Source organism: Streptomyces sp. NPDC031111 (assembly GCF_055570675.1).
Genome location: NZ_JBVIGS010000028.1, coordinates 37,411 through 50,278 on the forward strand (window position 1 = coordinate 37,411; position 12,868 = coordinate 50,278).

Sequence of the window (12,868 nt, forward strand, 5' to 3'; positions counted from 1 at the left end):
TTGCCGACCGGATCGAGGGTTTCCCCCGTATCCGGTTCACCCGAGCGCTGCCTATCGTTCGAGCGCGGTCGGCCCACCGGCAACCCCGGAACGGGCCTGCTGCTCGCGCCCGGCCGGCCGATTGCCGCACGTCGATTCACCCCACACCGCTTCGACGACGAAGCGAATCGATTCTCCTCCCCACGCTCCGCGCTGCCCGGAGTCCCGGCACGAAAGGCACACCCTTGCGCACCTCTTCGAGCTCACCCCGCAGCTCCTCCCCGAGACGGCGGCTGATATCCGTCGCCGCCCTCTCCGTCGCCCTGCTGACGGCCGCCTCCGCTCAGGTCGCCGTCGCCCAGGACGCCCCCTCCGACGCGCCCGCCGTCCCCGCGGCCGGCACCGAGGCCGCCCCGGGCACCCCGGCCGAGCGGCTCATCGTCGGCTACAAGTCCGGCGCCGCCGAGGCCAAGTCGAACAAGGCCGCCTCCGCCGACGCCGAGGCCAAGGGCAAGGAGGCCGGCGAGGACCTCGGCTTCAGCCGCCGCCTCGGCACCGGAGCCGCCCTCGTCGACCTCGGCGACGACCTCACCACGGCGGACGTCGCCGACGTCGTCGCCGAGTACCGGGCCGACCCGCAGGTCGCCTATGTCGTACCGGACCGCCTCAACAAGCCGCTGGCCACGCCGAACGACACCGAGTACGCCAAGCAGTGGGACCTGTTCGAGACCACCGCGGGCATGCGGGTGCCGGGCGCCTGGGACCTCGCCACCGGCAGCGGCGTCACCGTCGCCGTCATCGACACCGGTTACGTCGCCCACTCCGACCTCGCCGCGAACATCGTCGGCGGCTACGACTTCATCTCCGACACCGCCGTCGCCGTCGACGGCAACGGCCGCGACAGCAACCCGGCCGACCCGGGCGACTGGTACGCCGCCGGCGAGTGCGGTCAGGCCACCGGCAGCAACTCCTCCTGGCACGGCACCCATGTGGCGGGCACCATCGCCGCGGCCACCAACAACGGCAAGGGTGTCGCCGGCATCGCGTACGGCGCGAAGGTCTCCCCGCTGCGCGTCCTCGGCAAGTGCGGAGGCTACGACTCCGACATCATCGACGCCATCACCTGGGCGTCCGGCGGCACCGTCTCCGGCGTGCCCGCCAACGCCAACGTCGCCAAGGTCATCAACATGAGCCTGGGCGGCGGCGGAACGTGCAGCACCGCCACGCAGAACGCCATCAACGGCGCCGTCTCCCGGGGCACCACGGTCGTCGTCGCGGCCGGCAACAGCAACGCCAACGCCGCGAACTACTCCCCGGCGAGCTGCAACAACGTCATCACGGTCGCCGCGACCAACCGCTCCGGCAGCCGCTCGTACTACTCCAACTACGGCACCGTCGTGGACATCGCCGCGCCGGGCGGCGAGACCCGGACCACCACCTCCGGCGGCATCCTGTCCACGCTGAACTCCGGCACCCGGACCCCGTCGACCGAGAACTACGCCTACTACCAGGGCACCAGCATGGCCGCCCCGCACATCGCGGGCCTCGCCGCGCTGATGAAGTCGGCGAACCCCGCCCTCACCCCGGCGCAGATCGAGTCGGCGATCAAGTCCAACGCCCGTGCGCTGCCCGGCACCTGCTCCGGCGGCTGCGGCGCGGGCCTGGCCGACGCCACCAAGACGGTCCAGGCGGTCAAGGGCGGTACGTCCACGGGCTCGACCTACTCCAGCACCACCGCCGTCTCCATCCCGGACAACGGCTCCGCGATCGAGTCCCCGATCACGGTGAGCGGCCGCAGCGGCAACGCGCCGTCCGCCCTCCAGGTGGGCGTGGACATCACCCACACCTACCGCGGTGACCTCGTCGTCGACCTGGTGGCGCCGGACGGGTCGGTGTACCGGCTGAAGTCCGCCAGTTCCTCGGACTCCGCGGACGACGTCAGGACCACCTACACGGTCAACGCGTCCGCCGAGACCGCCAACGGCACCTGGAAGCTGCGGGTGCAGGACACGGCGTCGTACGACACCGGCCGGATCAACGGCTGGCAGCTGACCTTCTGATCCACCCTCGAAAGCGGGCGGGTCGGCCGGTGCGGATGGGGCACCGGTCGGCCCGCCGTTCTCTTTTGCCCCCACACCTGACACACTTAGATACCGGACGCGCTGTTTTCTTTCATGAAGCGCGTTTGTTTTGCCCGATGTGCCCAACTCCTGTGGTCCGCCCGCATGATGAGGGTCGCCACAGGGTGAGATATCGTGTACCCGGCGTCAAAACAAACGGCATGACCCGTTCCTTTCCGGCTCAGGAGTTCAGGCGATGGCGAGGCAGGTACGCGCCGAGCAGACCCGCGCGACGATCATCACGGCCGCCGCCGACCTGTTCGACCGGCAGGGCTATGAATCGACCAGTCTCAGCGACATCGTCGAGCACGCCCAAGTCACCAAGGGGGCCCTCTACTTCCACTTCGCCGCGAAGGAGGACCTCGCCCACGCCATCCTGGAACTCCAGTCCGCGACCTGCCGCCGGCTGGCCCGGGACACCGAGGTCCGGGGCCACACCTCCCTGGAGGCGCTGATGCGCCTCACCTTCTGCATAGCCAGGATGTCGGCCGAGGACCCCGTCCTGCGCGCCGGGCTGCGGCTCGCCACCGGCGGCACCCGCCCGCGCCCGCCGCTCAGCCATCCCTTCACCGAGTGGCTGGACATCGTCTCGGCCCGACTGCTCGGCGCCGTCAAGGAGGCCGACGTCCACCCGGACGTCGACATCGACGTCGTGGCGCACTCCCTGGTCTGCTTCTTCGTCGGCACCCGGGTCGTCGGCCGCTCCCGTGAGTCCGTCGCCCGGCAGCCCCGCCGCACGGCCGAGATGTGGCAGATCCTCATCCGCGGCCTGGTCCCCGTGACCCGGCGCGCCCGCTACCTCTCCCTGGCCGCACGGCTGGAGCGGGAGATCGCGCCGGTGTGAGCTGCGCCGCCCGACGGCCCGGGCGCGTTACGGTGAGCCCCATGTCCGACACCCCCACCGCGCCCGTGATCCTCGGCAACGAGCCCGGCACCTTCCCCCACGGTGTGCTGGCCGAGCGACACCCCGCGATCATCCGGCAGGTGCGCGAGGCCTTCCCGTACGGTCCCGAGCAGCACCGCGCGCTCGACGCCCTGCTCGCCGACTGCACCGAGGGCACGATCGAGCCCCTCCCCGCCGACGCCCACGACCGGCGGCGCTGGGAGAGCTGGGGCATGGACACCTACGCCGGCCGCTCCTGGTACGACGTGCCCTGGCTGTGGTCCGAGAGCTGGTTCTACCGCCGACTGCTGGACGCGGTGGGCTACTTCGCCCCCGGCCCCTGGCAGTCGATCGACCCGTTCCGCCCCTCCAAACTCGCCGAACTCGACTCGCCCGCCACGGACGAGGAACTGGCCGCGCTCGACGACCTCGCCGGACGCCCGGAGGACGAACGGGCCCGGGCCCTGCTGCACGGCTCCCTGTGGGGGAACCGCGCCGACCTCGGCTTCCGGCTGTCCGCCGAGGGCGCCGAGGAGACGGCACCCGTCCCCGCCCTGGTGGCCGACGACAGCGAACGGCTGTGGCCGCTGCTCGGCACCTCCGGCACCGGCACGCTGTGCCTGGTCGCCGACAACGCGGGCCGCGAACTCGTCCCGGACCTGCTGCTCATCGCCCACCTCCTGGCCCACGGACGCGTCGGGCGGGCCGTACTGCACGTCAAGCCGTACCCGTACTACGTCTCCGACGCCACCACCGCCGACGTCGTCGACGCGGTGCGCCGGCTCACCGACGCCGAGGGAGCGGCCGCCGAGTACGGGCGCGGTCTGTGGGCCGCCCTCTCCGACGGCCGGCTCCGCCTCCGCGCGCACCCGTTCTCCTGCTCCCCGCTGCCGTACGAGGAGATGCCGGACGACCTCCGCGCCGACTTCGCCGCCGCCACGCTCACCGTCGTCAAGGGCGACCTCAACTACCGCCGCCTCGTGGGCGACCGGTACTGGCCCCCGACCACACCGTTCGCCGACGTCACCGGCTACTTCCCCGGCCCGGTCGCCGCCCTGCGCACCCTGAAGTCCGACGTGATCACCGGGCTGACGGCCGGCACCGAGGCGGCCCTGGCCGCGGCGGAGGAGCAGCGCTGGCGCACGAGCGGCACCCACGCGCTGATCCAGGTCAGGACATAGCGTCCGGAACTCCCGTACCGGGTACGGTTCACGCGATGGTGTGATCATGCGGTGGCCGGCGGATGCCGCCGCCGGGCCACGGGTAGCCCCCGGCCATGACGCAGCCGTTCGAACTCCCGCACTTCTACCTGCCGCACCCCGCGCGGCTCAACCCGCATGTCGACGAGGCCCGCGCCCATTCGACGGAGTGGGCGCGCGAGATGGGCATGCTGGAGGGCAGCGGGGTCTGGGAGCAGGCCGACCTCGACGCGCACGACTACGGCCTGCTCTGCGCCTACACCCACCCCGACTGCGACGGGCCCGCCCTCTCCCTCATCACCGACTGGTACGTGTGGGTCTTCTTCTTCGACGACCACTTCCTGGAGAAGTTCAAGCGCAGCCAGGACCGCGCCGCCGGCAAGGCCCACCTGGACCGGCTGCCGCTGTTCATGCCGCTCGACCCGGCGACTCCCGTCCCCGAACCGGAGAACCCGGTCGAGGCGGGCCTCGCCGACCTGTGGGCGCGCACCGTCCCGGCGATGTCCGCCGACTGGCGCCGCCGGTTCGCCGTCGCCACCGAGCACCTCCTCAACGAGTCCCTGTGGGAGCTGTCCAACATCAACGAGGGGCGGATCGCCAACCCCGTCGAGTACATCGAGATGCGCCGCAAGGTGGGCGGCGCGCCCTGGTCCGCCGGGCTCGTGGAGTACGCGACCGCCGAAGTGCCCGCCGCCGTCGCCGGGACCCGGCCGCTCAGGGTGCTGATGGAGACGTTCTCCGACGCCGTGCACCTGCGCAACGACCTGTTCTCCTACCAGCGGGAGGTCGAGGACGAGGGCGAACTCAGCAACGGCGTGCTCGTCCTGGAGACCTTCTTCGACTGCACCACCCAGGAGGCCGCCGACCTCGTCAACGACGTCCTCACCTCCCGGCTCCACCAGTTCGAGCACACCGCGTTCACCGAAGTCCCCGCCGTGGCCCTGGAGAACGGGCTCACCCCGGCCGAGGTCGCGGCCGTCGGGGCGTACACGAAGGGGCTTCAGGACTGGCAGTCCGGGGGCCACGAATGGCACATGCGCTCCAGCCGCTACATGAACGAGGGCGCGCGTTCCCAGGCCCCCTGGCAGTCCCTCTCCGGGCCGGGGACGACCGCCGCGGACGTCGGCGCGCTGCTCGCCGGGGCGGGGATCGAGAGGCTGCGCGCCCACACGCACGTGCCGTTCCAGAAGGTCGGCCCGTCGATCATCCCCGAGATCCGCATGCCGTTCCCGCTCAGTCTCAGCCCCGCTCTCGACGGCGCCCGCCGGCACCTCCTCGAGTGGTCCCGGCGGATCGGCTTCCTCGGTGAGGGCGTCTGGGACGAGGACAAGCTCGAGAGCTGCGACCTGCCGCTGTGCGCGGCGGGCCTCGACCCGGACGCCACCCAGGAGCAGCTCGACCTCGCCTCCGGCTGGCTGGCCTTCGGCACCTACGGCGACGACTACTACCCGCTCGTCTACGGCCACCGCCGCGACCTGGCCGCCGCCCGGCTGACCACGGCCCGTCTGTCGGCCTGCATGCCCCTCGACTCCGAACAGGTCCCGCCGCCCGCCAACGCCATGGAACGGGCCCTGATCGACCTGTGGACGCGCACGACGGCCGGGATGACGCCCGACGAGCGCCGCCCGCTGAAGTCGGCCATCGACACCATGACCGAGGCCTGGGTGTGGGAGCTGTCCAACCAGATCCAGAACCGCGTCCCGGACCCGGTGGACTACCTGGAGATGCGGCGCGCCACCTTCGGCTCCGACCTCACCCTGGGGCTCTGCCGCGCCGGACACGGACCGGCGGTGCCGCCCGAGGTCTACCGCAGCGGTCCCGTGCGCTCGCTGGAGAACGCGGCGATCGACTACGCGTGCCTCCTCAACGACGTCTTCTCCTACCAGAAGGAGATCGAGTTCGAGGGGGAGATGCACAACGCGGTCCTCGTCGTGCAGAACTTCTTCGGTGTCGACTATCCGACCGCGCTGCCCGTGGTGCAGGACCTGATGAACCAGCGCATGCGCCAGTTCGAACATGTCGTGGAGCACGAACTGCCCATCGTCTACGACGACTTCCAGCTGTCGGCGGAGGCGCGGGCGATCATGGAGGGCTATGTGACGGACCTGCGGAACTGGATGGCGGGCATCCTCAACTGGCACCGCAACGTGGCGCGGTACAAGGACGAGTACCTGTCCGGCCGGGTCCACGGCTTCCTCCCGTACCGCTCACCGGCGCCCGCGGTCCTCGTCTGATCCCCAGCAACCCCGCCGGAGGCGAACCATGGAACAGACCGCGTTGCGGCCCAGACCGATGCCCGGCGACGGGGGCGGGGGCGGCGGCTCCGGGGACGGGCCGGGTTCCGGCCCGCCCGGCCGCCGGACCGGGCGGCGGCGCGGACGGCTGGTGGCCGCGCTGCTCGGGCTGTCGGCGGGGACGGTCCTGGTGCTGTCCGGGGTCGGGCTCGGCGCGATGGGTGCCACGATCGTCGGCGCGGGCGGATGGGCCGAGCCGACGCGGCAGTCCGGGACGCCCTCGGGCGCCCCGGCCGTGTCGCCGCGCACCGCGCCGTCCGCCGTGGCCGCCCCGCCCGCACCCGTCGTCGCCGGGCTCGGCCTGGAGGTGGCGGACGACCGGAAGCCGGGGGCGCTGGTCGTCGGCGTGCACGTGCCCGGCCCCGGCTTCTCGGCGGGACTCGTACGCGGCGACGTGCTCCTCGCCTTCGGCGCCACCCGTGTCGACTCGGCCGCCGACCTGGCGCGTGCCGTCGCCCGGGCCCGCCCGGGTGAGGAGGTGAAACTGACGGTGCGCCACAGCGGCGGGGGCTACCAGCAGTTGACGGCCGTCCCCGGCATCGTCACATGACCACGCGGAAGTGGCTCGTGAGCCGCCCGTCGTCGTCCAGCACATGGAAGGCGAGCCCGACCGGGGCGTCCCGGTCGGCGACCTCCTCGCCCTCCCAGGGCAGCCGCAGCGTCCAGGTCACCCCGGGCCCCACCAGCACGGGGCGGCCGGCGAACGTCGTGGCGGCCGGGGTGTGGGCGTGACCGGTGATCAGCCCGACGACCTCGGGGCGGCGCGCCAGCAGCGCCGCCAGCCGCTCGGGGGCGCGCAGGCGATAGGAGTCGGGCAGGGGGTGGTGCAGCGCCACCGGGGGGTGATGGAAGGCGAGCAGGGCCGGAAGGCCGTCGTCCAGTCCGTCGAGCGTCGACTCGATCCAGGCGCAGGTCTCCGCGTCCAGCTCCCCGTCGTCGCTCCCCGGAATGCTCGAGTCGCACATCAGTACCGCGCCGCCGTCCAGCAGGTGCGCGCTGTTGACCGGGCCGTCGGCCGGCGCCCGTCCCAGCAGCGCCTTGCGGTAGGGGGCGCGGCTGTCGTGGTTGCCCGGGCAGGTCAGCACCGGGAACGGGGCGTCCCCGTCGCGCAGTCCCAGCAGCCGGGCCGCCTCCTCGTACTCGGCCTCGGTGCCGTGGTCCGCGATGTCCCCGGTCACCAGCAGCGCGTCCGGCAGGACCGGCAGCTCCCAGAGCCGGTCCCGCACCCGTCGGGCGCGCTCCGTCGCCCGCGTCGTTCCGTCCAGATGCAGATCGCTGATGTGCGCGAGTACGAGCACGGTCGTGGGCCTCCCCGGCAGTGGATCTCCTAATGGGTATGTGCGATCTAAGCATTAGGTCTAATGGTTGGGCAATGGTGTGCCGTTGGTCGGGGCGGGGGGCGGCGCCGTTCGTCGCGGCGGGCCGCGGGGGCAACACCCGCAACCGGCTCGCGCCGCCCCCGCCCGCCGGGCAGGATGCTGCCCGTAACCTGATGTCCGCCCCTGGGAGGCCCCCGGATGACCGGCACCGCGTCCGCGTCCTTCACCGTCGACGACTACGAGGCCCGCATGGAGCGTGCGGCGCGGCAGGCCGCCGACGCCGGGCTCGCCGGACTGCTCGTGGCCCCCGGTCCCGATCTGGTGTGGCTCACCGGATACGCGCCCACCGCCGTCACCGAGCGGCTCACCCTGCTGGTCCTGGCCGCCGGCCGGGACCCCGTGCTCGTCGTCCCCACCCTGGAGGCCCCGGACGCCGAGCGCGCCACCGGCGCCCCCGCCCTCACCCTGCGCGACTGGACCGACGGCAAGGACCCCTACGCCGTCACCGCCGAGCTGCTCGACGCGAACGGCCGGTTCGGGATCAGCGACAACGCGTGGGCGATGCACCTGCTCGGACTTCAGAAGGCGCTGCCCGGCACCTCGTACGCCTCCCTCACCGAGGCCCTGCCGATGCTGCGCGCCGTCAAGGACGCGGCGGAGCTGGAACTGCTGGCCGCCGCCGGGGCCGCCGCCGACGCGGCGTTCGAGGAGATCCGGGGGGTCGCCTTCGCCGGCCGCCGCGAGTCGGACGTCGCCGCCGATCTCGCCGCGCTGCTGCGGCGGTTCGGCCACTCCCAGGTCGACTTCACCATCGTCGCCTCCGGCCCCAACGGCGCCAACCCGCACCACGAGGTCGGCGACCGCGTCATCGAACGCGGCGACATGGTCGTCCTCGACTTCGGCGGCCTCAAGGACGGCTACGGCTCCGACACCTCCCGCACCGTCCACGTCGGCGAACCCACCGACGAGGAACGCCGGGTGCACGACCTCGTGCGCGAGGCCCAGGAGGCGGGCTTCCGCGCAGTGCGGCCCGGCGCCGCCTGCCAGGAGGTCGACCGGGCCGCCCGCGCGGTCATCGCCGACGCCGGGTACGGGGACCGCTTCATCCACCGCACCGGCCACGGCATCGGCGTCACCACGCACGAACCCCCCTACATGATCGAGGGCGAGGAGCGGCCCCTCGTGCCCGGCATGTGCTTCTCCGTCGAACCCGGCGTCTATCTGCCCGGCCGGTTCGGCGTGCGCATCGAGGACATCGTGACGGTGACCGAGGACGGCGGACGGCGGCTGAACAACACCGCGCGGGAGATGGTGATAGTGGACTGAGCGGTTCCCCCGTCCGTCCCCTCCCTGCCTCCCCGAACGGCAACGGCCCGATCATGACCCAGGCACCGACACCCACCGCGGACACCGTCCGCCGGCTGGCCCGCTCCCTGCTCCAGGACAGCGGGAGGGGCGGCGGCGCGGCGTCCGCCGCCGGACCCGACGTCCGGCCCGTCGCCGAGGGCGCCGAGCCCGCCACCTGGTGGGTCGGCACCCGCCATGTGCTGCGCCTCGCCCCGGACCGGGAGGCGAGCCTGCGCCGGCGCCGCGAGCTGCGGCTGCGCGACCTGGTCCGCCCGCACGTCCCGGTCGCGGTGCCGTCCGTCGTGGCGCACGCCGAGTGGGCGCCCGGTCTGCTCTGCACCCTGGAGACCCGGCTGGCCGGGGGCACGGGGGAGGAGCACGGCGTGTCCGCCGTCGGCGAGGCCGACCTGGCCGGGCTGCTCACGGGGCTGCGCGAGGTGCCGGTACGGCAGGCGGAGACGCTCGGCGTGCCGCGCGTCTCCCCGCGCTCCCTGGACGCCCTGCGCCGGGCCGCCGGAGCAGCGGCCGAACGGCTCGCCCGGGCCGACGAGTTCGACCCCGGCCGGCTCGACCAGCTCACCCCGCCCGCCGCGATCCAGCTCGCCGCCCAGCCCGGCACGGCCGTCCTCGTCCACCACGCCCTCACCGGCGAGCATCTGGTGGTGAGCGCGGACGGCCGGGTGCGCGGCGTCCTCGGCTGGGACGCGGCGGTGGTCGGCGACCCCGCCGAGGACATCGCGGGCCTCGCGCTCGCCGTCGGCGCCCCGGCCGCGGTACGCGCCGCCACCCTGGCCGGCTACGGTGCCCGCCCCTGCCTGCGCGGCCTGTGGCTGGCCCGCTGCGACGCCGTACTCCACCTCGCCGACGCGCTCACCGCCCGCACCACCACGCGGCCCGCCCTGCGCGCCCGGCTGCGACGCGCCTGGGAACCGATCATGCTGGAACGCGTCACGGACCTCGGCGGCGACGAAGCACCCTAGGCGGCGTCCGCAGCTCTCTGCGGGCACGCCCCCGGTAGCTGCGGGCAGTCGTGCCGCTGGGGCGATGGGGGTACCTCCCGCTCGAGCGAAGCCGAGAGTGGGGGAGGGTGGGCGCAGCGGCACCCGGCAAACGCCGGCAGAGCAACCCTCGCCCCGGGCAACGCAACGGCACTGGTGCCTGAGCGCCCTCACTCCTGTAGCAGCACCACCGCCGACTCGGCGGGCACTCGCAGCACCCCGTCCGCGCCCGGGGTCTCCACCGGCTCCCACGCCGCCAGGACGCGGGCGTCGCGGGCGCCCAGGGGGATCGCCGCCGGGTGGTCGGCGAGGTTCACGGCGACCCGGACGTCCCCCCGCCGGAAGGCGAGCCACCGCTGCTCCTCGTCATAGGCCACCTTGGTGTCGCCGAGGTCGGGGTCGGTGAGGTCCGGCTGCTCGTGGCGCAGGGCGGCCAGCAGCCGGTACCAGGCCAGCACGCGCGCGTGGGGCTCGCGTTCCGGCTCCGACCAGTCCAGGCAGGAGCGGTCGCGGGTGGCGGGGTCCTGCGGGTCCGGTACGTCCTCCTCGGCCCAGCCGTGCGCCGCGAACTCCCGGCGCCTGCCGTCGCGCACCGCCTTGGCGAGCTCCGGATCGGTGTGGTCGGTGAAGAACTGCCAGGGCGTGCCCGCCGCCCACTCCTCGCCCATGAACAGCATGGGCGTGAACGGCGCCGTCAGGGTCAGTGTCGCGGCACAGGCCAGCAGCCCCGGGGAGACCAGGGCGGCCAGCCGGTCCCCCTGGGCACGGTTGCCGACCTGGTCGTGCGTCTGGCTGTAGCCGAGCAGCCGGTGCCCGGCCACCCGGTCGCGGTCCAGGGGCCGGCCGTGGCGCCGGCCCCGGAAGCTGGAGTACGTGCCGTCGTGGAAGAACCCGCCGGTGAGCGTCTTGGCGACGGCCGCGAGCGGAGCACGCGCGAAGTCGGCGTAGTAGCCCTGTGACTCGCCCGTCAGCGCGGCGTGCAGGGCATGGTGGAAGTCGTCGTTCCACTGGGCGTGCAGCCCGAGGCCGCCCTCCGCGCGGGGCGCGACGAACCTGGGGTCGTTCAAATCCGACTCGGCGATCAGGAACAGGGGCCGGCCGGTGTCCGCGGCCAGGGCGTCCACGGACTCCGACAGCTCCTCGAGGAAGTGGCACGCGCGCGTGTCCACCAGCGCGTGCACCGCGTCCAGCCGCAGCCCGTCGATCCGGTAGTCCCGCAGCCAGGCCAGCGCGCTGTCCACGAGGAACGCGCGCACCTCGTCGGAGCCGGGCGCGTCGAGGTTGACCGCCGCGCCCCAGGGCGTGTGATGGGTGTCCGTGAAGTACGGCCCGAACCGCGGCAGATAATTGCCGGACGGCCCCAGATGGTTGTGCACGACGTCCAGGACGACGCCCAGCCCCAGCGCGTGCGCCCGGTCGACGAACCGTTTCAGTCCCTCCGGTCCGCCGTACGGCTCGTGCACCGCCCACAGCGAGACCCCTTCGTACCCCCAGCCGTGCCGGCCCGGGAACGGACACACCGGCATCAGCTCCACATGCGTCACGCCCAGGTCCACGAGATGACCGAGCCGCTCGGCGGCGGCGTCGAACGTGCCCTCGCGCGTGTACGTGCCCACGTGCAGCTCGTACAGCACCGCGCCGGGCAGCGGGCGCCCCGCCCACTCCGTGCGCCAGGCGAAGGCGTCGTGGTCGACGACCGCGCTCGGCCCGTCAGGACCGTCCGGCTGCCGGCGCGAACGCGGATCCGGCAGGACGGGGCCGTCGTCCAGCGCGAAGCCGTACCGGGAGCCGTCCCGCGCCTCCGCCTCCCCCCGCCACCACCCCTCCCGCTCGGGATCCCGCTCCAACGCGCGGGTGGCGCCGTCGCACTGGAGCGTCACTCGGCCGGCCTGTGGTGCCCACACCTCGAACTGCACGGACGGTTCCCCTTCGTCTGCTCACCGTGAGGTAGCGTCTCCATCGTGCGCCATGGGAGATCAATACGCCGGGGGATCCTCCCTTTTGCGGCAGGTGTCGCCGGGTGCGCGCGCGTGGCGGCCGTTTCCCCGCTTTCTGGACAGCCCGGCCGTCACTGACCGACAATCAGCAGCGTGACGTCGTCCTTCGAGTTCCACACGTACCCCGCGCGGCTCTCCGACGCGGAGCGCGACAAGGCGCTGAGCGTGCTGCGGGACGGCGTCGCCATGGGCCGCCTGTCCCACGACACCTTCATCCGGCGCATGGAACTCGCGCTCGCCGCGCGCCGTTCCGACGAACTCGCCGCGCTCACCGCCGACCTGCCGAAGGAAAGCCGCTTCTCGCGCCTGGTGTTCGGCACCGTGGCGGCCGTATCCGGATTCACCGTACGGGTGCGCCGCGCCTGGCAGGCGGAGAAGCTGCCCAAGCTGCTGCTGCCGCACCCGGCGACCGCCCACCCGCTGCGGATAGGGCGCGACCCGGCCAGCGGACTGCGGCTCAACCACGAGACCGTCTCCCGCGTGCACGCCGAACTCCACCACCAGGGCGGCCTGTGGGTGCTGCGGGACCTCGGTTCCACCAACGGCACCACGGTGAACGGGCGTCGGGTGGTCGGCGCGGCCGTCGTCCGCGACGGCGACCAGATCGGCTTCGGTCAGATGACCTACCGGCTCTCGGCGGACTGACCGCGGACCGACCGTGGATTGACCGCGCCAAATCCCCGTGCCGGCCACGGTGTTGACGTACCCCCGAAGTCGTGACTGACTGTGCGT

Annotated in this window: 10 protein-coding genes; 8 read left to right on the plus strand and 2 right to left on the minus strand. The window is 73.2% G+C overall.

What is annotated here, in order from left to right; all coding sequences use genetic code 11:
• Nucleotides 1–224 precede the first annotated feature (224 nt).
• From ACZ470_RS36605 to ACZ470_RS36625, 5 genes are all read left to right on the plus strand, one after another.
• Nucleotides 225–2,039, plus strand: a complete 1,815-nt coding sequence (locus ACZ470_RS36605; protein WP_468434269.1) for a S8 family peptidase — start codon at nucleotides 225–227, stop codon at nucleotides 2,037–2,039.
• 256 nt (nucleotides 2,040–2,295) lie between these two features.
• Complete coding sequence (locus tag ACZ470_RS36610) at nucleotides 2,296–2,943, plus strand: ScbR family autoregulator-binding transcription factor (RefSeq protein WP_468434270.1); 648 nt, start codon at nucleotides 2,296–2,298, stop codon at nucleotides 2,941–2,943.
• Nucleotides 2,944–2,984: 41 nt separating this feature from the next.
• Nucleotides 2,985–4,163 carry a damage-control phosphatase ARMT1 family protein gene (locus tag ACZ470_RS36615; RefSeq protein WP_468434271.1) on the plus strand — a complete coding sequence of 393 codons (1,179 nt, stop codon included), beginning with the start codon at nucleotides 2,985–2,987 and terminating at the stop codon, nucleotides 4,161–4,163.
• Between the two features lie 95 nt (nucleotides 4,164–4,258).
• Entirely contained in the window at nucleotides 4,259–6,415 is a 2,157-nt protein-coding gene (gene cyc2 / locus ACZ470_RS36620) for a germacradienol/geosmin synthase Cyc2 (RefSeq protein ID WP_468434272.1), read from the plus strand.
• A 28-nt stretch (nucleotides 6,416–6,443) separates the two neighbouring features.
• Nucleotides 6,444–7,025 carry a PDZ domain-containing protein gene (locus ACZ470_RS36625; RefSeq protein WP_468434273.1) on the plus strand — a complete coding sequence of 194 codons (582 nt, stop codon included), beginning with the start codon at nucleotides 6,444–6,446 and terminating at the stop codon, nucleotides 7,023–7,025.
• On the opposite strand, the gene ACZ470_RS36630 is transcribed toward ACZ470_RS36625, so the two are convergent.
• Nucleotides 7,018–7,773: a phosphodiesterase gene (locus ACZ470_RS36630; protein WP_468434274.1), complete on the minus strand. Its 756-nt coding sequence runs from the start codon at nucleotides 7,771–7,773 to the stop codon at nucleotides 7,018–7,020. The genes ACZ470_RS36625 and ACZ470_RS36630 overlap by 8 nt on opposite strands.
• A gap of 219 nt (nucleotides 7,774–7,992) precedes the next feature.
• On the opposite strand from ACZ470_RS36630, the gene ACZ470_RS36635 reads away from it, so the two are divergent.
• Nucleotides 7,993–9,120: an aminopeptidase P family protein gene (locus tag ACZ470_RS36635; protein WP_468434275.1), complete on the plus strand. Its 1,128-nt coding sequence runs from the start codon at nucleotides 7,993–7,995 to the stop codon at nucleotides 9,118–9,120.
• Between the two features lie 53 nt (nucleotides 9,121–9,173).
• Entirely contained in the window at nucleotides 9,174–10,121 is a 948-nt protein-coding gene (locus ACZ470_RS36640) for an aminoglycoside phosphotransferase family protein (protein WP_468434276.1), read from the plus strand.
• 188 nt (nucleotides 10,122–10,309) lie between these two features.
• Here the strand turns inward: ACZ470_RS36640 and treZ are convergent, their stop codons facing one another.
• Entirely contained in the window at nucleotides 10,310–12,055 is a 1,746-nt protein-coding gene (gene treZ / locus ACZ470_RS36645) for a malto-oligosyltrehalose trehalohydrolase (protein WP_468434277.1), read from the minus strand.
• 174 nt (nucleotides 12,056–12,229) lie between these two features.
• On the opposite strand from treZ, the gene ACZ470_RS36650 reads away from it, so the two are divergent.
• Complete coding sequence (locus ACZ470_RS36650) at nucleotides 12,230–12,781, plus strand: FHA domain-containing protein (protein ID WP_468434278.1); 552 nt, start codon at nucleotides 12,230–12,232, stop codon at nucleotides 12,779–12,781.
• Nucleotides 12,782–12,868 lie beyond the last annotated feature (87 nt).